Source organism: Streptomyces sp. NPDC079167 (assembly GCF_040686735.1).
Classification (GTDB): Bacteria; Actinomycetota; Actinomycetes; order Streptomycetales; family Streptomycetaceae; genus Streptomyces.
The window spans coordinates 156,591-180,452 of the sequence record NZ_JBFBLO010000006.1; the positions used below are offsets into that span (position 1 = coordinate 156,591).

General features: G+C 72.0%; 24 protein-coding genes. 15 read left to right on the plus strand and 9 right to left on the minus strand.

From position 1 onward, the window contains the following. Positions 1–56: 56 nt before the first annotated feature. A complete protein-coding gene (locus AB0P41_RS14965) occupies positions 57–551 on the minus strand; it encodes a hypothetical protein (protein ID WP_365932288.1) in 495 nt (164 codons plus the stop codon). Between the two features lie 166 nt (positions 552–717). Between AB0P41_RS14965 and AB0P41_RS14970 the strand changes: the two genes are divergently transcribed. From AB0P41_RS14970 to AB0P41_RS14990, 5 genes are all read left to right on the plus strand, one after another. Then, entirely contained in the window at positions 718–1,299 is a 582-nt protein-coding gene (locus AB0P41_RS14970) for a hypothetical protein (protein WP_365932290.1), read from the plus strand. 106 nt (positions 1,300–1,405) lie between these two features. After that, positions 1,406–2,236: an ammonia-dependent NAD(+) synthetase gene (gene nadE / locus AB0P41_RS14975; protein WP_356707861.1), complete on the plus strand. Its 831-nt coding sequence runs from the start codon at positions 1,406–1,408 to the stop codon at positions 2,234–2,236. 270 nt (positions 2,237–2,506) lie between these two features. After that, entirely contained in the window at positions 2,507–3,022 is a 516-nt protein-coding gene (locus tag AB0P41_RS14980) for a hypothetical protein (protein ID WP_356707862.1), read from the plus strand. Positions 3,023–3,049: 27 nt separating this feature from the next. Next, complete coding sequence (pip, locus tag AB0P41_RS14985; protein WP_356707863.1) at positions 3,050–4,024, plus strand: prolyl aminopeptidase; 975 nt, start codon at positions 3,050–3,052, stop codon at positions 4,022–4,024. A 49-nt stretch (positions 4,025–4,073) separates the two neighbouring features. Then, on the plus strand, positions 4,074–5,069 hold the full coding sequence (locus AB0P41_RS14990; RefSeq protein WP_356707864.1) for an aldo/keto reductase: 996 nt from the start codon (positions 4,074–4,076) through the stop codon (positions 5,067–5,069). Positions 5,070–5,215: 146 nt separating this feature from the next. Here AB0P41_RS14990 and thpR read toward each other — a convergent pair whose 3' ends face one another. Further along, positions 5,216–5,788 (minus strand): RNA 2',3'-cyclic phosphodiesterase, encoded by a 573-nt coding sequence (gene thpR, locus AB0P41_RS14995; RefSeq protein WP_365932293.1) that lies wholly within the window; start codon positions 5,786–5,788, stop codon positions 5,216–5,218. A gap of 99 nt (positions 5,789–5,887) precedes the next feature. Here thpR and AB0P41_RS15000 point away from each other — a divergent pair, with 99 nt between their 5' ends. After that, complete coding sequence (locus tag AB0P41_RS15000) at positions 5,888–6,469, plus strand: Uma2 family endonuclease (RefSeq protein WP_356707866.1); 582 nt, start codon at positions 5,888–5,890, stop codon at positions 6,467–6,469. Positions 6,470–6,526: 57 nt separating this feature from the next. Here AB0P41_RS15000 and AB0P41_RS15005 read toward each other — a convergent pair whose 3' ends face one another. Both AB0P41_RS15005 and AB0P41_RS15010 read right to left on the minus strand, forming a co-directional pair. Continuing rightward, complete coding sequence (locus AB0P41_RS15005) at positions 6,527–7,861, minus strand: MFS transporter (protein WP_356707867.1); 1,335 nt, start codon at positions 7,859–7,861, stop codon at positions 6,527–6,529. Between the two features lie 92 nt (positions 7,862–7,953). Further along, on the minus strand, positions 7,954–8,394 hold the full coding sequence (locus AB0P41_RS15010; protein ID WP_356707868.1) for a MarR family transcriptional regulator: 441 nt from the start codon (positions 8,392–8,394) through the stop codon (positions 7,954–7,956). A 134-nt stretch (positions 8,395–8,528) separates the two neighbouring features. Between AB0P41_RS15010 and AB0P41_RS15015 the strand changes: the two genes are divergently transcribed. Continuing rightward, complete coding sequence (locus tag AB0P41_RS15015) at positions 8,529–8,744, plus strand: hypothetical protein (RefSeq protein ID WP_187355795.1); 216 nt, start codon at positions 8,529–8,531, stop codon at positions 8,742–8,744. Positions 8,745–8,781: 37 nt separating this feature from the next. Here AB0P41_RS15015 and AB0P41_RS15020 read toward each other — a convergent pair whose 3' ends face one another. Beyond that, positions 8,782–10,233, minus strand: a complete 1,452-nt coding sequence (locus AB0P41_RS15020) for an NCS2 family permease (RefSeq protein WP_356707869.1) — start codon at positions 10,231–10,233, stop codon at positions 8,782–8,784. 174 nt (positions 10,234–10,407) lie between these two features. Between AB0P41_RS15020 and AB0P41_RS15025 the strand changes: the two genes are divergently transcribed. Together AB0P41_RS15025 and AB0P41_RS15030 are read left to right on the plus strand one after the other, a co-directional pair. Beyond that, positions 10,408–10,701: a DUF2530 domain-containing protein gene (locus AB0P41_RS15025; RefSeq protein ID WP_356707870.1), complete on the plus strand. Its 294-nt coding sequence runs from the start codon at positions 10,408–10,410 to the stop codon at positions 10,699–10,701. 122 nt (positions 10,702–10,823) lie between these two features. Next, positions 10,824–13,232 carry an HAD-IC family P-type ATPase gene (locus AB0P41_RS15030; protein WP_356707871.1) on the plus strand — a complete coding sequence of 803 codons (2,409 nt, stop codon included), beginning with the start codon at positions 10,824–10,826 and terminating at the stop codon, positions 13,230–13,232. A 22-nt stretch (positions 13,233–13,254) separates the two neighbouring features. Here AB0P41_RS15030 and AB0P41_RS15035 read toward each other — a convergent pair whose 3' ends face one another. Continuing rightward, positions 13,255–14,118, minus strand: coding sequence for a calcium-binding protein (locus AB0P41_RS15035; protein ID WP_365932296.1), 864 nt, complete (start codon positions 14,116–14,118; stop codon positions 13,255–13,257). A 205-nt stretch (positions 14,119–14,323) separates the two neighbouring features. On the opposite strand from AB0P41_RS15035, the gene AB0P41_RS15040 reads away from it, so the two are divergent. Next, positions 14,324–14,584, plus strand: a complete 261-nt coding sequence (locus AB0P41_RS15040; protein WP_365932297.1) for a hypothetical protein — start codon at positions 14,324–14,326, stop codon at positions 14,582–14,584. A gap of 41 nt (positions 14,585–14,625) precedes the next feature. Here AB0P41_RS15040 and AB0P41_RS15045 read toward each other — a convergent pair whose 3' ends face one another. Next, a complete protein-coding gene (locus AB0P41_RS15045) occupies positions 14,626–17,805 on the minus strand; it encodes a molecular chaperone Hsp90 (protein ID WP_356707874.1) in 3,180 nt (1,059 codons plus the stop codon). Between the two features lie 282 nt (positions 17,806–18,087). Further along, complete coding sequence (locus tag AB0P41_RS15050) at positions 18,088–19,020, minus strand: DUF3027 domain-containing protein (protein ID WP_356707875.1); 933 nt, start codon at positions 19,018–19,020, stop codon at positions 18,088–18,090. A 440-nt stretch (positions 19,021–19,460) separates the two neighbouring features. Here AB0P41_RS15050 and AB0P41_RS15055 point away from each other — a divergent pair, with 440 nt between their 5' ends. The 4 genes from AB0P41_RS15055 to AB0P41_RS15070 are packed head-to-tail and all read left to right on the plus strand — an operon-like array spanning position 19,461 to position 23,027. Further along, a complete protein-coding gene (locus AB0P41_RS15055) occupies positions 19,461–20,894 on the plus strand; it encodes an MFS transporter (protein ID WP_356707876.1) in 1,434 nt (477 codons plus the stop codon). Between the two features lie 27 nt (positions 20,895–20,921). Further along, the gene (locus AB0P41_RS15060; RefSeq protein WP_356707877.1) at positions 20,922–21,404 is read left to right on the plus strand and encodes a DUF2771 domain-containing protein; all 483 of its coding nucleotides are present in this window, start codon (positions 20,922–20,924) and stop codon (positions 21,402–21,404) included. 26 nt (positions 21,405–21,430) lie between these two features. Then, positions 21,431–22,150, plus strand: a complete 720-nt coding sequence (locus tag AB0P41_RS15065) for a futalosine hydrolase (protein ID WP_356707878.1) — start codon at positions 21,431–21,433, stop codon at positions 22,148–22,150. Further along, entirely contained in the window at positions 22,122–23,027 is a 906-nt protein-coding gene (locus AB0P41_RS15070) for a 1,4-dihydroxy-6-naphthoate synthase (RefSeq protein WP_365932300.1), read from the plus strand. Before AB0P41_RS15065 ends, AB0P41_RS15070 begins: the two co-directional genes overlap by 29 nt. A 40-nt stretch (positions 23,028–23,067) precedes the next feature. On the opposite strand, the gene AB0P41_RS15075 is transcribed toward AB0P41_RS15070, so the two are convergent. Further along, a complete protein-coding gene (locus AB0P41_RS15075) occupies positions 23,068–23,451 on the minus strand; it encodes a cold-shock protein (protein WP_356707880.1) in 384 nt (127 codons plus the stop codon). A 166-nt stretch (positions 23,452–23,617) separates the two neighbouring features. Here AB0P41_RS15075 and AB0P41_RS15080 point away from each other — a divergent pair, with 166 nt between their 5' ends. Then, entirely contained in the window at positions 23,618–23,854 is a 237-nt protein-coding gene (locus AB0P41_RS15080; RefSeq protein WP_356707881.1) for a hypothetical protein, read from the plus strand. Positions 23,855–23,862 lie beyond the last annotated feature (8 nt).

Below are 23,862 nucleotides of genomic sequence, written 5' to 3' on the forward strand. Positions count from 1 at the left end.
GTCCCGGTGTCCGCGGGGAGGAACCATGCGGCCCAGGGCCGGCCGGGAACGGCCCGTCAGCGCTCCGGGAACGGCTCCCCGCACGCGCTGCAGAACTTCGGTGTCCGGTCGGCCGACAGCCGGCCGCACTCCGGGCAGACCAGGTCCAGCATGCACGGCGCCTCGCCGCCCTCGTACGCGGGAGTGCGCACGGCCGGCCTGATCGTGAGGCCCGGGCGCCGGCGGTGGACCGTGAGGTACGTCAGCCCGTCAGGCCCCGCCTCCAGCTCCCGCCGTGAGGTCCGGGGCAGCCAGGTGACGGCCGTCGGGGCGAGGTCCAGGGTGTCGCCGTCACCCGTACGCAGGGTCCCGCCGCCCGCGAGGACGACGAGCAGCACGTCCAGGACGTCCTCCTGATGCTCCCCCACCCCGGCGCCCGGCGGCAGACGGACGACGTTGGCGTCCAGCTCCCGTCCCTGCTCGGCCAGGTGCCAGAGGGCGCCGCGCTCGCCGGGGGCGGCGGAGGCGAGGAGCTCGTCCAGCACGGCCAGCACCTGCGGGGTGGCGTTCATGCCGCGGTCTCCTCGTCGTACGTTCGCGGGCCTCCTGGACCTGGTCGAGCGTAACCTCTCCCGGGTCCGCCGGTGAGGGCCGGACGGGAGACCTCCGCAAGTGAAGGCATTCTCCCTCCGGTCCGAAACCGCCGGACGGGCCCGGTGCCCGCAGTAGTCTCGGCCGATGACTCAGCCGACGCCCCCGACTCCCGCGGCCACGGACGCCGAGTGCGTCGCGCTGACCCGGTCACTGCGCCGCCGGGGCACCGCCGTCCTGTCGGTCTTCGCCGTCGTGTGGGCCTTCGCCGGGGCCTCCGGGCTGGCGTCCTCGGGGGCGGCCCTGGCCGTCCAGATCGCCTCCGTACCGGTCACTGCGGTGGCGCTCCACCTCGCCTACCGCAAGGGCGCCGCGCCCTCGCCACGGCTGGTCTCGCTGCCCGCGAACTGGGCGCGTTCGGTCGGCATCGTCAACGTCGTCGAACTGGCGGCGGTCTTCGCGGTGATCGCCGGGTCCAACGCCTCCGGCCACCCCGCCGTCATTCCGCCCGCCATCGCGCTGGTGGTCGGTCTCCACTTCGTCCCGCTCGCGCGCCTCTACGACCAGTGGCAGTACAAGGGGACGGCCGCGCTGCTGAGCGGCGTCGCGGTCCTCGGCTTCGCGTTGCTCGCGGCGGGCCTGTCGGACGGGAGCGTGCGCGCCGTGGTGGGCCTCGCCTCCGCGGCGACGCTGTGGGTGTCGGCGTACCACGTGGCGGTCAGGGGCTGACGTACGGCCGGCGCCACGGCTCGCCACCGGTGGTCGGGGAGTGCGGGAAGGAGCCCTGGGTAGGGTGGGCGGGACAGCGCACCGTGGACCGGACCGAGGAGCAGACGTGAGCGAGCCGGCGAACATCGCCCTGCAGCAGGAAATCGCCCGGGAGCTGGAGGTCGCGGAGACCTTCGACGCCCACCAGGAGATCGAGCGCCGTGTGGCCTTCCTCGCCGAGCGGCTGACCTCCACGGGTCTGCGTTCCCTGGTGCTCGGCATCAGCGGCGGCGTCGACTCCACCGCCGCCGGCCGGCTGTGCCAGCTCGCCGTCGAGCGGGCCAGGGGCGCGGGCCACGAGGCCCGGTTCTACGCGATGCGCCTCCCCTACGGCGTCCAGGCCGACGAGCACGACGCGCAGCTCGCGCTCTCCTTCATCCAGGCCGACCAGGTGCTGACCGTGGACATCAAGCCCGCGACCGACGCGACGCAGGAGTCCCTGCTCGACGGTGACGTGGCGTTCCGCGACCCCCACCACCAGGATTTCGTGCTGGGCAACGTCAAGGCCCGGCAGCGCATGATCGCCCAGTACGCGGTGGCCGGAGCGCACAGCGGCCTCGTCGTCGGCACGGACCACGCCGCCGAGGCGGTCTCCGGCTTCTTCACCAAGTACGGGGACGGCGCCGCCGACCTGGTCCCCCTGACCGGGCTGACCAAGCGCCGGGTGCGCGCCGTCGCCGAGGCGCTGGGCGCCCCGGCCGAGCTGGTCGGGAAGGTGCCGACGGCCGACCTGGAGACGCTCGACCCGGGCAAGACGGACGAGCAGGCGCTCGGCGTCACCTATGACACCATCGACGACTTCCTCGAGGGCAAGCCGGTGGACCAGGAGGCCTTCGACACGATCGTCGGCCGTTACCGCCTGACCGACCACAAGCGCCGGCTGCCCATCGCACCGTAGGTCCGGGGATCCCCCGCCCCTCCCTCGGCCAATTCCCTGCACGCCGCGGGGAATTGGCCAGCGGACGTCATGCCTCGATCTGTATTCTCAGCGGCTGTACCGATCTTGACGAGCCCGTAGGGGGATCCACGCGTGTCCAGCCCCGCAGCACCCCCGCCCTCCGACCCGCCCCCCTCGGGCCCCTCGGTGCCGCCTCCGCCTTCCGGCCCCCCGACGCCGCCCCCGCCACCGCCCCCGCATCCTCCGACGCCCCAGGGCGGAGGCCACCGGGTGCCGATCATCGCGGCGGTGATCACGGCGGTCGCGACGATCGCCGCCGCGGGCATCGCCGCCGTGGCCGCCGACGACGATTCCCCCTCGGACGGCCTGCGGGCCTGGCCCGCGACGACAGCCGTGACGGCACCCGCCTCGACCACGGAGTCCGGTCCTTCCGCCGAACGGTCGGCTCCGCCGGCGCAGACCCTGCCGGCGACCGGTCCCTCGTCCCCGGACTCCGAGCCGCGCGTGGTCGTGACCCCGTACACGGCCGCCGTGGGGGACAAGGTCACGGTCGAGGCCAGTGGCTTCGCGCCGGGGGAGCAGGTCCGCATCTCCTTCCGGGACAGCGGGTCCGTGGAGATCGACGTGCGTGATGTCACCACGGGTCCCGACGGCCGGTTCGCCGCGGAGGTGAAGGTGCCCGCGGAGGTGGGGTCGGGGCACGACACCCCCGCGTTCCGCGTGTGGAGCCTGGACGACGTGGACTCGGACAACACGGCCGACACCCCGTTCATGTACACCGAATAGCTTCACGCACCGAGGGGGAACACCGCAGTGGACAGGCAGTCCGACGGGAAGTACCCGCCGATCGAGCCCTACGACCACGGAATGCTGGACGTCGGCGACGGCAACCACGTGTACTGGGAGGTCTGCGGCAACCCGTCGGGCAAGCCCGCCCTCGTCGTCCACGGCGGGCCCGGCTCGGGGTGCGGCACCAAGCCCCGCCAGGACTTCGACCCGGACCTCTACCGCGTCGTGCTCTTCGACCAGCGCAACTGCGGCCGCTCCACCCCGCACGCGAGCGACCCCGCCGCCGACCTGCGGCACAACACGACGGCGCACCTGATCGCGGACATGGAGCTCCTGCGCTCCCACCTCGGCATCGGGAAGTGGCTGCTGTACGGGGGTTCCTGGGGCTCCACGCTGATCCTCGCGTACGCCGAACAGCACCCGGAGCGGGTCTCCGAGATCGTGATCCCGGCGGTGACGACGACCCGCCGCAGCGAGATCGACTGGCTGTACCGGGGTGCCGGGCAGATCTTCCCCGAGGCGTGGGACCGGTTCCGGGCGGGCGTCCCGGAGGCCGAGGGCCCCGGGGATCTCGTCGCCGCGTACGCCCGGCGGACGGAGAGCCCCGACCCTGAGGTACGGGCCAGGGCCACGGCCGACTGGTGCGCCTGGGAGGACGCGGTGCTGTCCATGGAGACGCACAGCGGCCCGCCTCCGTACAGCGGGCGGCCGGGCCGTGAGCAGCTGGCGTTGGTCCGGATCTGTGCGCACTACTTCTCGCATGCGGCCTGGCTGGAGGAGGGGCAGCTGATCCGGGACGCCGGCCGGCTCGCGGGCATCCCCGGTGTCCTGGTGCACGGCCGCTTCGACCTGGGCGGTCCGCTGATCACCGCCTGGGAGCTGGCCAGGGCCTGGCCGGACGCGGAGCTGACGGTGATCGACGACGCGGGCCACCTGGGCGGCGCGGCCACGTCCCGGGTGGTGCGGGCCGCTCTGGACCGGTTCGGGCGGCGCGCCTGAGCGGCTCCCCCTTGCTTCGAGCGCGCTCGAAGGAGTTGGCTTGGGCTCCATGAAGTACACGCAGCTCGGACGCACAGGTCTCAAGGTCAGCCGCCTCGTGCTGGGGACGATGAACTTCGGCCCCCAGACCAACGAGAGCGACAGCCACGCGCTCATGGACGCCGCCCTGGAGGCGGGCGTCAATTTCTTCGACACCGCGAACGTCTACGGCTGGGGCGAGAACAAGGGCCGCACCGAGGAGATCCTCGGCACCTGGTTCGCCCAGGGCGGCGACCGCCGTGACAAGGTCGTCCTCGCCACCAAGGTCTACGGCAACATGGGCGCGGACGGCGAGGCGTGGCCCAACCACGACAAGCTCTCCGCCTTCAACATCCGCCGCGCCGTCGACGCCAGCCTCAAGCGGCTGCAGACGGACCACATCGACCTGTACCAGTTCCACCACGTCGACCGGGACACCCCGATCGACGAGATCTGGCAGGCCATCGACGTACTGATCCAGCAGGGCAAGATCCTCTACGCGGGCTCGTCCAACTTCTCGGGCTACAAGATCGCCCAGGCCAACGAGCGGGCCCGGCAGCGGGGCAGCTACGGCCTGGTCAGCGAGCAGTGCATCTACAACCTGATGGAGCGCGGGGCCGAGATGGAGGTCATCCCGGCCGCCCAGGAGTACGGCCTCGGCGTCATCCCGTGGTCGCCGCTGCACGGCGGACTGCTCGGCGGCGCGATCCGCAAGGAGCGCGACGGCGGCGGCGCCCGGTCCACCTCCGGCCGCTCCGGCGAGGCGCTCGCCGACCCGAAGGTTCGGGCGCAGGTCCAGGCGTACGAGGACCTGCTGGAGAAGCACGGCCTGGAGCCCGGCGAGGCCGGTCTGGCCTGGCTGCTCACGCGGCCGGGCGTGACGGGGCCGATCTCCGGCCCGCGCACGCGGGAGCAGCTCGACTCGGCGCTGCGCGCGGTGGAGCTGGAGCTGTCGGACGAGGTGCTGTCGGCCCTCGACGAGATCTTCCCCGGCCCGGGGCCGTCGCCGGAGAACTTCGCCTGGTAGACGGCGCGGACGCGTGCGTCCGTTCTCGGCGGGCTCAGCCCCCGAGGGCGGACGCCGCCGCCACGACGACGAACATCAGTACGAGCACGGAGGCCATGATGCGGTTTCTGGTCTTCGGATCCACCCGACGAGCGTAACCGCCCCGCTCACCGCCCCAGCGGCCAGGCCCGTACCACCTCGTACCTCGGCTGCTCCCCTTGCACCCCGTCCACGGGAAGATTGCTGCGTACGAGACCGAGCTCCGCGGCCTCCCAGCGCATGCCCGCGAACCCTTCCAGCGCCGCCGTGTACGGGGTCAGGTCGGTCTGCTCGCGGCTGCGCGCGAGGGTGAGGTGGGGGGTGTAGCGGCGGTGCTCCTCCATCCGCACCCCGGCCTTGCGCGCGGCGGCGTGCGTCCGTTGCGCCAGGAGCCGCAGGGTGTCGATACCGCCCTCCGCCCCCGCCCACAGCGCCCGCCCGTCAAACCGTCCGCCGCCGTGGATGCTCAGCGGGAAGGGCTCGGTCCGGTGCGCGGCACGCTCCAGCCGGATGTACAGCTCGGGCAGCAGATCGTCGTCGACCTCCCCGAGGAAGGCCAGCGTGTAGTGCCAGCCCGCCCGGGCGGTCCAGCGGAGATTCACGGCCCCCGGGATCGCGTGCAGCGCGCTGACGGCCGCGGCCAGCTCGTCGGCGGCGGGCTCGGGCGGCAGGACGGCGGCGAAGAGTCTCTGGCTGCTCATGCGGCGAGTGTCCCAGCGTCCCGGCGTGTCCAGGGGGCCGGGCCTATCGTTGTACTACGCGGTTGCCCGCGCCGTGCGGCAGCGGGGAGGAGCGGCACGATGACCGTCGTCGACGACAGGATCGAGATGGCCGACACCAGCGACGAGCGCACCCTGGACATGATGTTCGAGTGGCTTGAGCCCACCCCCGAGGGATTCAAGGTCGAGATCGTCGAGGGGAACGTCTACATGTCGCCGCAACGGGGCACTCACTGGCAAATCATTCTCGATGTCATCGAGCAGTTGCGCTCCGGATACCCGAGGAAGCGACTGATGTCCGACGTACGTATCGACTTCCCTGGCCGTCTGAACGGCTTCGCCTCCGATGTCGTGGCCCTGTCCGAAGACGCCTCCCCTGACGCCAAGGGCCACTGGCGCTACCAGGACATCGAATGCGTCGTCGAAGTGATCTCCAAGGACACCGCCGCCAACGACTACGGCTCGAAGAAGGCCACCTACGCCACCGCGGGCGTTCCCGTGTACCTCATCGTCGACCCGTACACCGGCACGTGGCACCTGCACACGATCCCCAAGGACGACGAGTACCGCAGCGTGCTGAGCCTCGACTTCGGCACCCCCGTCGACCTCACCGGGACCGTCGTCGGCCTCACCCTGGAGACCTCCGACTTCCCCCGCGACTGAACACGGAACTGCCCTCCTCCCCGGCCGGGAGGAGGGCAGTCGCGTGTTCACCGGCTCTCAGGCCGCCGTGGCCAGCTGCTCGCGCGGGACTATTCGTACGCGGGGACGACCCGGCCTCAGGTCGACCTTCAGGCGCAGGCCGCCGACCCGGGTCAGCATGAATCCGACACCGATCGCGGCCAGCATCGAGATCGCGCCTCCGGCCGCCATGCCGGTCCGGGCGCCGTAGGTGTCGCTGATCCAGCCGACGATCGGGGCGCCCACCGGCGTGCCTCCGGCGAAGACCATCATGTAGAGGCTCATCACCCGGCCCCGCATCTCGGGGTCCGCGGCCATCTGGACGCTCGTGTTGGCGCTGATGTTGGTCGTCAGCCCGATCATGCCGATCGGGAGCAGCAGCAGCGAGAACAGCCAGACGGACGGCGACAGGGACGCGGCGATCTCCAGCAGACCGAACAGGGTGCCCGCCGCCACCAGCATCCGCAGCCGCGAGGAGCGGCGGCGGGCGGCGAGCAGGGCACCGGCGAGGGAGCCGGCCGCCATGAGGATGTTGAAGAACGAGTACATCCCGGCGCCGCCGTGGAAGATCTCGTCCGCGAAGGCCGTCAGGAAGATCGGGAAGTTGAACCCGAACGTGCCGACGAAACCGACAAGGACGATCGGCCAGATCAGCTCGGGCCTGCCGGAGACGTAGCGCAGGCCGTCACGGAGCTGCCCCTTGGCCCGCTTGACGGTCACCGAGGCGTGGAGCTCGCTCGTCCGCATCATCATCAGGCCGACGAGCGGAGCGATGAAGGACAGCCCGTTGAACATGAACGCCCAGCCGCTGCCGACCGTCGTGATCAGGACACCCGCGACGGCGGGGCCGATGAGCCGGGCGGACTGGAAGTTCGCCGAGTTCAGGCTGACGGCGTTGCGCAGCTGTGCGGGGCCGACCATCTCGGAGACGAACGACTGGCGCGCCGGGTTGTCGACGACGGTCACCATGCCGAGCAGGAAGGCGATCAGGTAGACGTGCCAGACCTCGACGACGCCGGAGAGGGTCAGGACCGCGAGCGCGATGCCGCAGAGGCCGAGCGCGGCCTGGCTGATGAGCAGCAGACGCCGCTTCGGGAGCCGGTCGGCGATGACGCCGCCGTACAGGCCGAAGAGCAGCATCGGGAGGAACTGGAGGGCCGTGGTGATACCGACGGCGGCGGCGGACCCGGTGAGGCTCAGGACGAGCCAGTCCTGCGTGATGCGGGACATCCAGGTACCGGTGTTGGAGATCACGGCGCCCGTGGCGAACAGGCGGTAGTTGCGGATCTTCAGCGACGAGAAGGTCCCGCCGGTCTTGCTCTCGTGGGTGGAAGTCGGTGCGGGGGCGGAGTCTGCTCCGGATCCCGTACTCAAAAGAGTTCGCCTCCTCGGGCGTATACGGCGTTCGTGCTGACGGGGACGTGACGGCGGGCGCCGCGGACCGGGGTCCGGCAGCGCCCGAAGGGTCACAGGTGGGCGAGCTTCTCCAGCACGGGCGCGGCGGCCCGCAGCTTCTCCCACTCGTCCTCGTCCAGGCCCTCGGCGAGTCCGGTCAGCCAGGCGTTCCGCTTGTCGCGGCTCTCGGCGAGCATGGCTTCCGCCTGCTCGGTCCGGCTGACCATCTTCTGCCGACGGTCATCGGGGTGCGGTTCCAGTCTGACCAGGCCCTTCGCTTCCAGCAGCGCGACGATGCGGGTCATCGACGGCGGCTGCACATGCTCCTTGCGGGCCAGCTCACCGGGGGTGGCGGAACCGCAGCGGGCGAGTGTGCCGAGCACCGACATCTCGGTGGGGCTCAGCGACTCGTCGACGCGCTGGTGCTTCAGGCGCCGGCCCAGCAGCATCACGGCGGAGCGGAGGGAGCTCACGGCGGCGGCACTGTCACCGTCGTGGATCAGGTCAGGCATGTTCCTTAGCGTAACTCATTAGCTATGCTAAATACCAGCCGGTGGTACACGCGCGAGAAACTGATCACCCGAACGAGTGAGTATGAGGCGGAAAGAGGCGCGAAAAGGGCGCACGTGCCGCGACCCTGCTTGGCATGGGATCGACAGTGCTCAGCCTGCGCATAGACGGTGAGCTGCTCGACCGGCTCCGCCGGCACGCCGCGAGACGCGGTATGAGCGTCCAGGACTACGTGGTCCAGACGCTCGTACGCGACGATTTCGACGAGCGTTTCCACGCCGCCGTCGACGAGACGGAGAAGTTCTACGGGGCGGAGACCCGTCACGCGGACCCGGCCGACCGGGTCACATGACGGGCTCCGCCCCGCAGGCGCGCGTACGGGCGCGCGCTTACGTGAGGCCGAGCGCCGGCATCGCGTAGTAGAAGACGAAGACCGCGGACACCACGTACATCGCCGCCGGGACCTCCCGGCCACGACCGGCCGCCAGGCGCATCGCGCTGAAGGCGATGCAGCCGATGCCGATGCCGTTGGTGATCGAGTACGTGAGCGGCATCATCAGCATGGCCAGGAAGGCCGGGATGGCGAGCGTGAGGTCGCTCCAGTCGACGTCCCGCACATTGCCCGCGAGGATCAGGAAGCCGACCGCGATCAGTGCCGGGGTGGCCGCCTGCGACGGGACCATCGTCGCCAGCGGCGTCAGGAGCAGCGCCACCGAGAAGAGCAGCCCGCTCACCACGCTCGCGAGCCCGGTGCGGGCGCCCTCGCCGACCCCCGCGGTGGACTCGACGAAGCAGGTCGACGCGGAGGAGGAGCTCACGCCACCCGCGGCGACGGCGACACCGTCGACGAGGAGGACCTTGTTGATGCCCGGGAAGTGGCCGTCCTTGTCCATCAGCTTGGCCTCGTCGCCGACGCCGAGGATGGTGCCCATCGCGTCGAAGAAGCAGGACAGCAGCACGGTGAAGACGAAGAGGATGCCGGTCAGGAGGCCGACCTTCCCGAAGCCCCCGAACAGGCTGACCTCACCGAGGAGCCCGAAGTCCGGGGAGGAGACGGGGTTGCCCGGCCACTCCGGGACCGTCAGCCCCCAGGCACCGGCCGGCAGGTCGGCGACCGCCTCGATGACCAGCGCGACGACCGTCATGACGACGATGGAGAGCAGGATCGCGCCCGGCACCTTGCGGACGATCAGCGCGAGCGTCAGCAGGACGCCGAGGACGAAGACCAGGACCGGCCAGCCGTTGAGGTGGCCGTCGCTGCCGAGCTGCAGCGGCACCGTGGTGTGCGCGGCGTCCGGGATGCGGGAGACGAAGCCGGAGTCGACCAGGCCGACCAGGAGCACGAAGAGGCCGATGCCCATCGCGATGCCCTTGCGGAGCGAGCGCGGCACGGCGTTCATCACGCGCTCGCGCAGCCCGGTCGCGACGAGCAGCATCACGACGATGCCCGCGAGGACGACCATGCCCATCGCGTCGGGCCAGCTCATCCGGGGGGCGAGCTGGAGGGCGACGACGGTGTTGACTCCGAGGCCGGCGGCGAGGGCGATCGGAACGTTGCCGATGACGCCCATCAGCAGCGTGGAGAACGCGGCCGCCAGCACGGTGGCCGTGACGAGCTGGCCACCGTCGAGCTGGTGCCCGTACATGTCCTTCGCGCTGCCGAGGATGATCGGGTTGAGCACGATGATGTACGCCATCGCGAAGAACGTGGCGAAGCCACCACGGACCTCGCGCGCGACCGTCGACCCCCGCTCGGAGATCTTGAAGTAACGGTCCAGGACACCGTGCGGCTGCTGCGGCATCGGAGGCTGATCGACCGGAGCGGTGGCCGAGGAGGACATGTATGACCTTCAGTCGTGCATCGGGGGATAAAAATGGTCAGATTTGGATGTTTACACGAATGAATCGAGTCATCCATAAGCAGATTCAGTATGAATACATGAGGGGAAGATCGCTATCTCCGCGCGTAGATCCTTGGGCCGACTGGCCCGCGACGCAGCCCGTAGACTGATCGCATGGAGAAGTGGACACCGAAGCACGAGGCGCCCGAGCCCCTGGAGGGCCCTGTCGTCGCCACCGTCACGGGCGGCACGATCCTCTGGTTCGTCCTCTTCGTCGTGCAGGTCCCCTTCTACGGCTGGTTCGACGACCGGGGCCACGCCTGGTGGGTCTGGGTCTGCCTGGCCGGTGCCGGACTCGGCCTGATCGGCATCTGGTACGTCCGGGGGCGGGACGCCGCGATCAAGCGGGACGCCGAGCGCAGGCGGGACGCCGCCGAGGGCTCCGCCACGGACGGCGCACACCGCTGACGAAGCCCCCGGTCCGCGTCTCCCCCGGCGCGTACGACCGTGGGACCATTCCGGTCCCCCCGCGGTCGGATCTTCCGGCCTCCGGCGGGTGAACCGCCCCTTCCGCCCGTACGGTCGGAATCATGACGCAGCGGGCACTCGATTCCTCCGGTGAGCATCCGGACCCCGTACGGACCTCGCCGGCGCCCGCGCCACCGGGCGGGCTGACCACCGCCGAAGTCGCCGAACGGGTCGCCCGGGGCGAGGTCAACGACGTACCCGTCCGCTCCTCCCGCTCCGTCACCGAGATCGTCCGCGCGAACGTCCTCACCCGGTTCAACCTGCTCATCGGCGTTCTCTGGGTGATCATGCTGGCCGTCGCACCGATCCAGGACAGCCTCTTCGGCTTCGTGATCGTCGCCAACACCGGCATCGGCATCGTCCAGGAGTGGCGCGCCAAGAAGACCCTGGACAGCCTCGCGGTGATCGGCGAGGCGAAACCGACCGTGCGGCGCGACGGAAAGGCCGCGGAGGTCTCCGTCTCCGAGATCGTGCTCGGCGATCTGGTCGAGCTGGGCCCCGGGGACAAGGCCGTCGTGGACGGCACGGTCGCCGAGGCCGACAGCCTGGAGATCGACGAGTCACTGCTGACGGGCGAGGCCGACCCCGTGGTCAAGCGGCCCGGCGACCCGGTGATGTCCGGCAGCTTCGTCGTCGCCGGAGGAGGGGCGTTCACCGCCACCAAGGTCGGCCGCGAGGCCTACGCCGCCCAGCTCGCGGAGGAGGCGTCCCGCTTCACCCTCGTGCAGTCCGAGCTGCGCAGCGGCATCAGCACGATCCTCAAGTACGTGACCTGGATGATGGTGCCGACGGCGATCGGCCTCATCGTCAGCCAGCTGGTCGTCAAGGACAACAACTTCAAGGACTCGGTCGCCCGCACGGTCGGCGGCATCGTCCCGATGATCCCCGAGGGGCTGGTGCTGCTCACGTCGGTCGCCTTCGCGATCGGGGTCATCCGGCTCGGCCGCAAGCAGTGCCTCGTGCAGGAGCTGCCCGCCATCGAGGGCCTGGCCCGGGTCGACGTCGTCTGCCTGGACAAGACCGGCACCCTCACCGAGGGCGGCATGGACGTCACCGAGGTCCGCCCGCTGAACGGCTCGGACGAGGAGTACGTACGCCGTGTCCTGGGCGCCCTCGGCGCCTCCGATCCCCGGCCCAACGCCAGCCTCCAGGCCATCATCGACGCCTGCCCGGACGGAGAGGGCTGGGTCGTCACGCAGGCCATGCCGTTCTCCTCGGCCCGCAAGTACAGCGGGGCCGCCTTCACCGAGGGCGACGGTGACGCGTCCGCCTGGCTGCTGGGCGCCCCCGATGTGCTGCTGGCCGCCGACGACCCCGCGCTCGCGGAGACCGGCCACCTCAACGAGCAGGGGCTGCGGGTCCTGCTCCTCGCCCGGGCACGAGGCGACCTGGACGCCCCCGACGCCGCCTCCGGGGCCGAGCCCACCGCGCTCGTCGTCCTGGAGCAGCGGCTGCGGCCCGACGCCGGTGACACGCTGGCCTATTTCGACGAACAGGACGTCGCCGCGAAGGTCATCTCCGGCGACAACGCCGTCTCCGTCGGCGCCGTGGCCCAGAAGCTGGGGATGCCGGGTGCCGAGCACCCCCTGGACGCCCGCCGGCTGCCGGAGGGCGGCGACGAGATGGCGACGGAGATCGAGCGGAACGCGGTCTTCGGCCGGGTCACCCCGCAGCAGAAGCGGGACATGGTCGGGGCGCTCCAGTCACGCGGGCACACGGTCGCGATGACCGGTGACGGCGTCAACGACGTGCTGGCGCTGAAGGACGCCGACATCGGGGTCTCGATGGGCTCGGGCTCGGAGGCGACCCGGGCGGTGGCCCAGATCGTGCTCCTGAACAACAGCTTCGCGACGCTGCCCTCGGTCGTGGCGGAGGGCCGCCGGGTCATCGGGAACATCACCCGGGTCGCCACCCTGTTCCTGACGAAGACCGTCTACTCGGTGCTGCTGGCGATCCTGGTGGTCTGCTTCCAGGTGGAGTACCCGTTCCTGCCGCGCCATCTCACGCTGCTGTCCACGCTGACGATCGGCGTCCCGGCGTTCTTCCTGGCGCTCGCCCCCAACAAGGAGCGGGCCCAGCCGCACTTCGTACGCCGTGTCATGCGGTACGCGATCCCCTCCGGGGTCATCGCGGCGGCGGCCACCTTCGCCACGTATCTGATCGCCCGGCACCACTACGCCGGCACGGGGGCGCTGGACGCGGAGACGAGCGCGGCGACCCTCACGCTGTTCCTGGTCTCCATGTGGGTCCTGGCGATCATCGCCCGCCCCTACACCTGGTGGCGGATCGCCCTGGTGGCGACGATGGGCCTGTGCTTCCTCATCGTGCTCGCGGTGCCCTGGCTCCAGGACTTCTTCGCGCTGAAGCTGGTGGGGACGACGATGCCGTGGGCGGCGGTGGGGATCGCGGTGGTCGCGGCGGCCGTCCTGGAACTGGCCTGGCGTGTGGTCGGCCGCCGCTTCCGCTCGTGACTACGTCACGACTGCTTCCCGACTACTTCACGTCGACGAAGTCACCCGCGGTCGTGACGGCCGGGGTGGTCGAGGTGCCGGCGAAGCTGTAGCGCCAGAAGCCGTCCACCGATGCCTTGGACGTGGTCTTCAGCGCACCGGTGTTGTTCGTCTTGATGGTCTTGACCGTGGTGTAGGTGTTGCTGGTCTTCTTGCGGAACTGCAGCTTGACGGGCTGCACGGTGTAGCCCATGTACGTGCCGTTCTCCCAGTTGGCACGCGACAGCTTGCCGGTGACCGTGATGGTCTTGCCCTTCTTGACGGGCTCCGGCGCGGCGTTGACGGTCAGCTTGGAGAGGCGCTGGACGCGGGCCGTGGCCTGGTAGTCGTTCCACGCGATCGACTGGTCGCCCGCGAGCGCGCCCGCGGTGACCTTCCAGGTACCGGCCAGCGTGTTCTTGTACAGGTCGTAGCCCGGGTACGCCGTGATCGTCATCGAGCAGGTGGCGGTCGTGGCGTTGACGTTCTTGCAGGACGCCGCGTCCTCGTTCGGCAGCAGCACGCCGTCGAGACCGGTGTCCACGTTCGTCCCGTGCCACAGGTCGATGTAGCCGTCGACGATGCCGGACGGGTGCGAGGCGGTGACGGAGACGGTGAACTTCTTCGCGGCCGTGGTGCCGACGACGACGTCCTTGCCCCCGTTGATGACGACCTTCGAGATCACCGGGGTCGCCGCGACGGCGCGCGCCGCCGCGCGAGGGGCCTTGGCGCCGGTGCCGAAGACCTCGGCGGCGGTGGGCCTGTCCAGGTTCGGGACCTCCTGGTCGCCCGCCTGCGCGGCCGGTACGGCGAGAGCGGACAGAGCCAGGGCGCCGGAAACAGCGGCGACTGTGGCACGAATACGCATGTGTTCCCCTGTGGGGCAGGGGACCTCCCCGGAGGTGGTGTCCTCCCGGCGGGTCCCGATTGGTCGATGAGTCTGGTGACTCGCACCAACAGACAGTGAACGAGTGTGAAAGGTTGTGCCCAAGACGCAACTTTCCTGTGAAGATCGCATAGATGGGCCGAACCGGGGTAGGCGCTCGTTTTTCTGCCTCGGGAGGGATGCGTACATGATCGACCCGCTCACCGGAGTCATCGCGGCCGTGATCTGCGGAGCGCTGGGTGTCGCCGGCGAACGCGCCGCCCGCAGACGGAAGCGCGCGTTCTGGGACCGGTACGGAACCTACGAGGGGTTCCGTACGCAGGTCGACGAGGCCAAGGTCCGCTCCGTACGCGAGGCCCGCGGGGACGTCGCGGCGGTCAGGGCCGTCCGGGAGGACCACCCGCTCGCCTCGCTGGTCATCGCGAACCGGTACGTCCAGGAGTTGTGAGCCCGGCGGGGCGCCCGGTCGGCCGGCACCCGGCCTCAGGCTCAGTCGAACCAGCGGTCCCGGGCCAGCTCCTCCGTGCGGGACGGGTCCTCCAGGAGCGCCGCCACCTCGAAGCGGCGCGGCCACTGGCCGGCCGCCCAGGCCAGGCCGGCCGCCACACCCTCCAGCGTCGACGCGTGGACCACACCGTCCGGGGTGCGGCGCCAGTCCAGCTCCACTCCGCCCGCGCGCAGTTCGCCGTGCTCGACGTAGGTGTCCGGGGTCCCGGCGCCGAGCAGGATCCGTACGGACTCCGGAACCCGGTGCTCCTCGCCCTCCGTCGTCACCACGGCCTCGACGCTCTCGCCCAGCCGGCGCACCTGGAGCAGGTCCGCCAGCTCGGCGGCCCGCGCCGGGGCCACCGGGAGGAGCGGGAGCCCGCCGGTCAGCGGCAGCAGGTCGGGGGCGTCGGCGATCACGACGTCCGCCGCGTCGGCCACCCGCACCTCGTCGTCCACGACGGCCCGCAACTCGTCGGGCAGCGTGACCTGTTCGGGGTCCAGCTCGGCGAGCGCCGTGTAGAGCGAGTGCAGCTGTACGGGGCCGACGGGACGGTCCTCGTCGGCGAGCCGGCCCAGCAGCTCGGCCGCCCCGCCCGGCTCGTCCAGGAGCGCCGCCACCGAGGTCCGTACGCCGAGGGCGCGCAGCACCTGGGCGTCGTCGAAGCCCGTCGCGTCGGCGGAGTCGTACAGGCCCGCCAGGCGCGGGTCACCGCCCGCCGCGCGCAGACCGGCGGGGCGGCGGCCGTCGAGCACGGGGTGGTCGCGCAGCCACCACGCGGTGTAGGGCCGCACCGACTGCGTCGTACCGTCCGGGAGCAGCACCCGTACCGGCTGGGTCAGCGCGTCGCGGAGCGGCGGGCGGGCGAGCATCGCCAGCGCCTGCGGCCAGGCGTCGTCGTCGACGAGGTCCAGGTCGCGTACGGCGACGAGCTCGGTGGCGACCGGCGGGACGGGGGTGTCCGGAAGCTGGTCCAGGACGTCCTCGCACCACACGTCGACGGCGTCGAGCAGCCCGGCGTCGTCCGGCTCGGCGAAGTCGGTGTCGCGGGGCTCCAGTTCGTCCGGGTCCAGGACGACATCGGTGGCGCGTACGAGGGCGAAGGTGGCCAGCACCCCACAGGCGGTCAGGGGCTGCTCGCCCCAGCGTCCGGCCAGCTCGGCGTCGCACAGGGCGAGTTCGCCCTCGCGCATCACCTGGGCGAACGGGCTGTCCGGCAGCACGAGTTCGCCGGCGGGGGCGGGTTCGCCGTCCTCGTCGGGCAGGGCGAGAGCGCCCAGCCAGGGCTCGTCGCCGGGCGAGAGGTCCGCGTCGCGTACGAGCGTGAGGACGGTCTCGGCGAGCTCGTCCCCGTCCAGGGCGTCCTCGTCCCAGATCTCGCCCGCGTCCAGCGACCCGGCGACGGCGGCCCTGACCTGCGGGGTCGTCAGTACGGCCCGGGGGGTGGCGGGCAGCGCGCCCAGCTTCTCCAGCAGGGGGTGGGCGGCGTCCGGGTGGGCGACCTTCAGGCCGAGCCGGGCCAGCCGGGCGAGCACGGGTGAGGTGAGCGCGTCCGGCAGCGGCAGGAGCACCTGGCGGGGGCCGATGGTGGTGCGGGGCGGCGCGCCGGCGGAGCCCGCGAGGGGCACGGGCAGCCCGGAGAGCCGGTCGGGGTCGACGCCGGTCAGGCTGTCGTAGAGCCGCCGCCACCAGTCCGGGTCACGCTCCAGACCGGCCAGCCGGTCGATGGCCTCGGTCAGCGGGACCCGGGCGACACCGAGCGTACGCAGCTCGACGCGGCGTTCGAGACCGGCGGGCAGCAGGCAGGGCAGGACCTCGGCGAGGACCCGTACGGTCCGGTCGCCCACGCCCTCGACCACCTCGGCCTCGACGGGCCGCAGCGCGGTGGTCCCCGGGGCCGGGGCCCCGGCGCCGTCCCAGTCGTCCCACTGCGCCGCGGCCTCGGCGGGGTCGCGGGGCGCGGCGGGCTCCAGGAACGCCACCCGGGGCAGCCGCTCCAGGATCGCGGCGCGCAGCGCGCCGTCGAGCTGCCCCTTGCCGAGCACACCCGGCACCAGCGCGATCGTGGCGGTGGACACGGGCTCCCACCCGGCGAGCAGTTCGGCGTAGGCGTCGGCCGCGCGCTGCACCAGGAAGTCGGTCAGCGGGCCGGGCGCGGGGTGCCGGCGGGTGGTGTCCAGCGGCAGCGAGGCGATCAGCAGGGCGGGGACACCGAGGGGCTCGTCCGTGGGGGTCGGCGCGTGCACGACGGGCGCCGTACGGGGCTGCTGGGGCGCCCCGTCCTCGCTCACGGGCACGGCCCACGTCACGGACCAGTGGGGACGCAGCCGCTCCTCGACGGGCCGGTCGGCCAGCAGAGCGGGCTCCAGGGGGCCCTGCCGGGCGACGGTGCGCCAGCGGTGGAGGCCGTGCGCGGAGTCGTCGACATGCGTGTACGGGCCGTGCTGCGAGCGCCGCAACGTCCGTACGCCTTCGGGGGTTTCGATGACGACCTCGTCGAGACCGGACAGGGTCAGCAGGAGCGCGTCGTCGACGCCGTCGAGCAGCCTGCTCACGAGGTCCTCGGCGACTCCGTCGCGGAGCGGCAGGACGACCACGGTGTCGTAACCGTCGGGTGCGGTGCCCTCGGCCGGCAGCGGGAGCCGTAGCAGCGGTACGTGTCCGTCGCGGCGGCGCAGCTCGTCGCCGAGGCCGGGGCTGCCGACGGCGGCCTGCCGCGCGAGGTCGCGGGCCTCCGCGAGGGACCAGCGGACGCCTCCGTGGCGTCCGATCACGGCGGGCTCGTCACTGACGGCCAGCACGGCGGCGAAGCCGACACCGAAGCGGCCCACGGACGACTCGTGCCCCTCGCGCTTGGCGGAGGCGCGCAGGGTGCTCAGCGACTCGACGCCGGTCGCGTCGAGGGGCGCGCCGTTGTTGGCGGCGGCCAGGACGGCGGGGCTCCCGCCGCCCGCCTCGTGCAGGGTGAGGCGGAGCCGGCCGGGGACACCTGCGCGGGCGGCGGCGTCGGCGGCGTTCTGGGCGAGCTCGACGACCAGGCGGTCGCGGTAGCCGCCCAGCGCGAGGTCCTCCTCGGCGTTGGCGTCCTCCCGGAAGCGGGCCGGGCCCGCGCCCCAGGCGTCGAGCACGCCGCGCCGCAGTCGCGCCGTCCCGAACGGATCGGCCCCCTCGGTCGCATTCATGCTCACGTTCGTACTCCGCTCTTCCGGTTACCCGTGACGCCCAGTGTGCGCCCGAAGGTACCGCGACCGGGAAGCCCTCCAGGCCGGCCGGCCCCGAGACCAGCGATACACAGGGCCCGGCAAAATCAAGCCCGTGGGGGGTCCCCCGGACGAAGTCTGGGGGAGATTGAGGACAAGCCGGTCCCAGGGACAGCAGCGCCCAGGCCCGCGATCAAGCCCGCCACCCGCCGGGCCGGCGATGCGCGGGCACCGCCGGCCCGGGCCCCACAGCGGGCAGGAGCGTCAGGAGTGGCCCAGGTCCTCCGTCGCACCGTCCGGACGGTCCGGGACCGAGCCGGAGCCGTCGGACGGGCGCAGGGAGTAGTCGTCCACCCGCATCGTGTCGAGGGCGTGCGGCGCGGGCTTCGGCGGCTTCGGCATGACCGCCGCCTCGGAGTGGCCCCCGCAGCCGTACGCCAGGGAGACGACCCGGCCGTCCGCCGGGGCGAACTCGTTCGCGCAGACCCCGAAGGCCTGCTTCAGCGAGCCGGCCATCGGCACCAGGAACGCACAGCTGACGCAGGACGCGGGCGCCGCCTGCGCCATGGGCGTCCGCGCGCCGAACTCCTCGTCCCACCGGTCCGCCGCCAGCCGCAGCCCGTACCGGGACAGCACCCTCGCACGCCGCGTGCCGAGCTCATCGGCGACCGCGGCGATCGAGCCCCGGCTCGTCGCGGGCAGCGTCGTCAGCTCCGCGTCCTCGACGTCGGCGAGAGCGGCCAGCTCCTGCGACACCTCGGAGACCGCGGAGTTCGGCAGGGGCTCGTCCTCGCCCGTCCAGCCGGGCTCCAGGCGCGGGTCCTCCGCCTCGGTGGGCAGCAGGTCGCCGGGGCCCATGTCGCCGGGGCGCAGGCGCTCGCTCCAGGGCACCCACTCGGGGGCGAGGAGCGCGTCGGCTCCGGGCAGCAGCACCGTTTCGTCAAGGGTGACCTTCTTGGCGCGGGAGGCCCTGGCGACCGTCACCGCCCAGCGCCAGCCCCGGTAGCCGGGCTCCTTGGCCTCGAAGTAGTGCGTGACCACCCGGTCACCTTCGGAGACCAGGGCCACGTGTTCACCCACCACTCCTGGGGCGGCGGCCTCCTCCGCCGCAGCGCGTGCGAGGTCTACCGCCTCGGCGCACAGACGGTCAGGGGCGGGGGTACGGGCCGTACGGCTTCGCGTCGTCGCAGCACTCACAGGTCTCGCTTCTCTCCATACGCCGTCTCACGAGCGCGCCAGCAGCTCCATCGATGTCCGATTTCGGCCATGACAGTTGTGAGCGGAGCGGACCTGGGGGCCGCGTCGACGTCCACACCCGTTGTGCCTGCCTCGGGCGCGCCTTCTGCCACCCATTCTGCGGGATCGCGGAGAGGCGCGCGGCCAAGAACAACCGCCGGTGGCGCGTGAGTGCACGCTACCCTCTCCGCCGCCCCGCGCCCACCTGCCCGTCCCAAACTGGACCGGAACCCTTTCCCGCCGGTTCGGGTCCGCGGCCAGGCGGAGGGCGGAATCGCCCGGGTCCGGCGGTGCGTACCGGCCATTTCCCGGCCGGGGCGACTCACCCGACGGAGCGTCCGCCGCCGCGCCCCGGCCCGATCATGGGTTCGTGACGGCAGGGGGTGGGGCACTATGACCACGTGGCCGCCGCCAGGTCGTCCGACGGATCCGGCCCGCTCCGCAGGGCGGGACGGGCGATGGCCCGTGCCCTGCGCGCCCCGTTCACGGGCACCGCGCGGGGGATCAGGAAGGCGACCCACGCCCATGGGGCGGGTGAGTCGGGCCTCGGCAAGCTGATCGAACTGCACGCGGTCAACGGCGCCGGTGACGTCATGATCACCGTGGCGCTGGCCTCCACGGTGTTCTTCTCCGTGCCGACGGACGAGGCCCGTGGGCGCGTCGCCCTGTACCTCGCCGTGACCATGGCCCCCTTCACCCTGCTCGCCCCGGTGGTCGGCCCTCTTCTGGACCGTCTGCCGCACGGCCGCCGCGCCGCGATGGCCGGTGCCATGTTCGCCCGGGCGGTCCTCGCGATCACGATGTCGGGCGCGGTGGCCACGGGCGGCCTGGAGCTCTATCCGGCGGCCCTGGGTGTCCTGGTCTGCTCGAAGGCGTACGGGGTGGTGCGCAGTGCCGTCGTGCCCCGGCTCCTGCCGCCCCGCTTCTCCCTGGTGAAGGCCAATTCGCGGGTCACCCTCGCCGGTCTGCTGGCCACGGGTGTCGCGGCGCCGATCGGGGCGGGGCTGCAGAGCGTCGGATCCCCGTGGCCGCTCTACGGCGCCTGTGCGATCTTCCTGGGCGGTACGGTCCTCGCCTTCACCCTGCCCCACAAGGTCGACTCCGCGAAGGGTGAGCGCAAGGCCCGCCTCGTCGTCCCGCACGAGGAGACGGCCACTCCACCGCCCCGCGTCAACACCTCCAGGAGCAACCGGAGCGGCAGCACGAGGCTCAGGAGGAGGAACGGGCGGGAGAAGCCGCCGGGGCTGCGGTCCGTCGGCCCGTCCGTCCTGCACGGCCTCCAGGCGAACGGCGCGCACCGCGCGCTCTCCGGCTTCCTGATCTTCTTCCTGGCGTTCCTGCTGCGCGAGCACCCCCTGGCGGGGCAGAGCGCCGCCGTCTCCCTCGGGATCGTCGGGGTCGCGGCGGGTGCCGGGAACGCCTGCGGCACGGCGGTCGGCTCGTGGCTCAGGGCGCGCGGCCCCGAGGTGATCGTCGCGACGGTGCTGGGCCTCGCCCTGGGGACCGCCGTCCTCGCGGCGGCGTTCTTCAGCACGGTGATGGTCGCCGCGCTCGCCGCGGTCGCGGGTTTCACGCAGGCCCTGTCGAAGCTGTCGCTGGACGCGATGATCCAGCGCGACGTGCCCGAGGAGGTGCGTACGTCGGCCTTCGCCCGGTCGGAGACGCTGCTCCAGATGTCCTGGGTGGCCGGCGGCGCGATCGGTATCGCGCTGCCGCTCAACGGAGTACTCGGCATGTCCGTCGCCGCGGGGCTCCTGGCGCTGGGCGCCGCCGCCTCCGTACGGGGTCTCCTGGGGGCCGCACGGCGCGGCTCACCGCACCCCCGCGTGGCGTGAGCGGCACCGACCGATAACCTTCGGCGCATGACCGTTGCGTTCTTCTCCGGTAAGGGCCGTCGAATCGGCGTCGCTCTTGGTGCCGTGTCCGCGGGACTCCTTGTCCTGTCCGCCTGCGACAAGCCGACGCCGCTCGCCACCGTGACGGTCGGCGACAACTCGGTGAGCACCGAGGCGTCCTGCTACAACGACGGCAAGGCCCTCAAGGAGTCCGAGATCCAGGGCTGCCTGAACAAGAAGGCGGAGAAGTCCGTCAAGGTCGCGATGGACGACAAGGTCCGCTTCGGCGTCGACCCCGAGGTCGCGGACCACGGCTGGACCCTCTTCATCAACGGCCAGCAGGCCGAGCAGGAGCCCTACAAGAAGACGTACCGGTCGATCCCCGGCAGCGCCTTCTTCGCCAGCCAGACCGGTGAGACCACGGCGGACAAGACGCAGGTCAGCGTCGTCGAGACCAAGGGCCAGAAGCTCACGGGCGTCTGGCACTTCCAGCTCACGAAGACCTCCTGACCGACCCTTCGACCCGGAGGACCACCGTGCGGGTGCTTGTCGTGACCGCCGTCCCGGCCGAACGGGACGCGGTCACGCGCGCGTTCGGGGGTGATCCGGAGGTACGGGAGGTTCCCGGCGCCGAGCTGCACCGGGCGGGCCCGTTCGACGTCCTCGCGGGTGGCGCGGGTCCGGCCGCCGCGGCGGCCGCCACCGCCTTCGCCCTCGCCGCCGCGCCCGCCTCGCAGCCGTACGCCGCCGTCGTCTCGGCCGGCATCGGCGGCGGTTTCGCGCCCGCCGCGCCCGTCGGCTCCCTCGTCGTGGCGACCGGGATCGTCGCCGCCGACCTGGGCGCCGAGACCCCGGACGGCTTCGTGCCCGTCACCGGTCTCGGCTTCGGCAGGGACACCTTCCTGCCGCCCGAGGCCCTCGTACGGGACGTGGCGGAGGCCACCGGCGCCGTGCCGGGCCCCGTCCTCACCGTCTCCACCGTGACCGGGAGCGCGGCCCGCACCGCCGAGCTGCTGGCCGCGCACCCCGGAGCCGTCGCCGAGGCCATGGAGGGCTTCGGCGTCGCGGAGGCCGCCGGCAGGTTCGGCGTGCCGGCGCTGGAGCTCCGGGCCGTCTCGAACACCGTCGGGCCGCGCGACCGCGCGGCCTGGCGTATCGGTGACGCCCTGGCGGCGCTCACCGAGGCGTTCGGGAAGACCGCACCCGTAGTGGAAAGTTGGACCTGGCATGACCGACTCGACCGAAACCGTGACTGACTCCGCGACCGACTCCGTCGACGCCTCGCTCCCCGCGCTGCGGATCGCCTTCTCGCCCTGTCCCAACGACACCTTCGTCTTCGACGCCTGGGCGCACGGAAGGGTCCCCGGCGCGCCCGCCCTCGATGTCACCTTCGCCGACATCGACCTCACCAACGGCATGGCCGAGCGCGGCGAACTCGACGTGCTGAAGGTGTCGTACGCCGTCCTTCCATGGGTGCTCGACGAGTACGCCCTCCTGCCGTGCGGAGGCGCCCTGGGGCGCGGCTGCGGGCCGCTCGTCCTCACGAAGGAGGCGGGCGCGGACCTGACGGGGAAGACCGTCGCCGTGCCGAGCGAGCGCTCCACCGCCTATCTGCTGTTCCGGCTGTGGGCGGCCGAGGTCGTGCCGGACGGCGTGGGCGAGATCGTCGTGATGCCGTTCGACGAGATCATGCCGGCGGTGCGCGACGGCCGGGTGGACGCCGGGCTCGTGATCCACGAGGCCCGTTTCACCTATCAGAACTACGGCCTGCACAGCCTCGCCGACATGGGGGAGCACTGGGAGTCGACCACCGGCCTGCCGATCCCGCTCGGCGCGATCATCGCGAAGCGCTCGCTGGGCGAGGAGACGCTGAACAGGCTGTCGGAGTCGATCCGGACGTCGGTGCGGATGGCCTGGGACGACCCGGAGCGTTCGCGCCCGTACGTCCTGGAGCACGCCCAGGAGATGGACCCGGCCGTGGCCGACCAGCACATCGGGCTGTACGTGAACGAGTTCACCGCCGACCTCGGCGAGAGCGGCTACGCGGCGGTCCGCGGCCTGCTGACCCGGGCCGCGGCCGAGGGCCTCGTGCCGGCCCTGGCCCCGGACGCGTTCTCCCTCGCCGGTCGCTGATCGGGGACGCCCGGGCCCTGCCCGGGCGTTCCCGCGTACGTCAGACGTCGAGCTGGTCGGCGACCGCCCTCAGCAGGCCGGCGATCTTCGCGCCCGCCGCCTTGTCGGGGTAGCGGCCGCGCTCCAGCAGCGGCGTGATGTTCTCCAGCACCGTCGTCAGGTCCTGCACGATCGAGGCCAGCTCGTCCGGCTTGCGCCGCTGTGCGGCGGCGACGGACGGGGTGGGGTCGAGGATCACCACGGAGAGGGCCTGGTCACCGCGCTGGCCGGCGACCACGCCGAACTCGACGCGCTGGCCCGGCTTGAGCGCTTCGACGCCGGCCGGAAGAACGGAGGAGTGGACGAAGACGTCGGCGCCGTCGTCGCGCGAAAGAAAGCCGAAGCCCTTTTCCGAATTGAACCATTTGACCTTACCCGTGGGCACGTCTGTCCTCGTCCTCGTACTCGTCGGTGCGCGGGAGAGCCGTGAAACGGCTCCGGATAGCAGTACAGCGGGTCTTCCGACCCGCCATGCCCCAGGCTAATGGTCCAGGGGCCGGACACAAGACGTCGCCGGATGGTTCCGCCGAGCTGGGAACTACCCTGACCGGGTGAGTACTACTCCTTCCGGCGCAGGCGACCGGCTCGTACAGGTCGGCGCGATCATCTTCTTCATCGGCGCACTGGCCACACTGGTCACCGTGGCCCCGCTGTTCCTGGGCACCGACCCGTTCCCGTCCATCGCCTACGCGGTGTGCATGCTGATGGGTCTGGGCTTCCTGATCGCGGCCGCGGGGGTGGTGCGGTCGGTGTGGAAGAACTCCCCGAAGCGCGCCGCCGCGAGGTAACGGCCGGA

What these genes read in the sequence shown, in the direction of transcription:
- AB0P41_RS14965 (WP_365932288.1), bottom strand. Translation starts at nt 551, where the DNA reads ATGAACGCCACCCCGCAGGTGCTGGCCGTGCTGGACGAGCTCCTCGCC.
- AB0P41_RS14970 (WP_365932290.1), top strand. Translation starts at nt 718, where the DNA reads ATGACTCAGCCGACGCCCCCGACTCCCGCGGCCACGGACGCCGAGTGC.
- AB0P41_RS14990 (WP_356707864.1), top strand. Translation starts at nt 4,074, where the DNA reads ATGAAGTACACGCAGCTCGGACGCACAGGTCTCAAGGTCAGCCGCCTC.
- thpR (WP_365932293.1), bottom strand. Translation starts at nt 5,788, where the DNA reads ATGAGCAGCCAGAGACTCTTCGCCGCCGTCCTGCCGCCCGAGCCCGCC.
- AB0P41_RS15000 (WP_356707866.1), top strand. Translation starts at nt 5,888, where the DNA reads ATGACCGTCGTCGACGACAGGATCGAGATGGCCGACACCAGCGACGAG.
- AB0P41_RS15010 (WP_356707868.1), bottom strand. Translation starts at nt 8,394, where the DNA reads ATGCCTGACCTGATCCACGACGGTGACAGTGCCGCCGCCGTGAGCTCC.
- AB0P41_RS15015 (WP_187355795.1), top strand. Translation starts at nt 8,529, where the DNA reads ATGGGATCGACAGTGCTCAGCCTGCGCATAGACGGTGAGCTGCTCGAC.
- AB0P41_RS15020 (WP_356707869.1), bottom strand. Translation starts at nt 10,233, where the DNA reads ATGTCCTCCTCGGCCACCGCTCCGGTCGATCAGCCTCCGATGCCGCAG.
- AB0P41_RS15025 (WP_356707870.1), top strand. Translation starts at nt 10,408, where the DNA reads ATGGAGAAGTGGACACCGAAGCACGAGGCGCCCGAGCCCCTGGAGGGC.
- AB0P41_RS15030 (WP_356707871.1), top strand. Translation starts at nt 10,824, where the DNA reads ATGACGCAGCGGGCACTCGATTCCTCCGGTGAGCATCCGGACCCCGTA.
- AB0P41_RS15035 (WP_365932296.1), bottom strand. Translation starts at nt 14,118, where the DNA reads ATGCGTATTCGTGCCACAGTCGCCGCTGTTTCCGGCGCCCTGGCTCTG.
- AB0P41_RS15040 (WP_365932297.1), top strand. Translation starts at nt 14,324, where the DNA reads ATGATCGACCCGCTCACCGGAGTCATCGCGGCCGTGATCTGCGGAGCG.
- AB0P41_RS15045 (WP_356707874.1), bottom strand. Translation starts at nt 17,805, where the DNA reads ATGAATGCGACCGAGGGGGCCGATCCGTTCGGGACGGCGCGACTGCGG.
- AB0P41_RS15060 (WP_356707877.1), top strand. Translation starts at nt 20,922, where the DNA reads ATGACCGTTGCGTTCTTCTCCGGTAAGGGCCGTCGAATCGGCGTCGCT.
- AB0P41_RS15070 (WP_365932300.1), top strand. Translation starts at nt 22,122, where the DNA reads ATGACCGACTCGACCGAAACCGTGACTGACTCCGCGACCGACTCCGTC.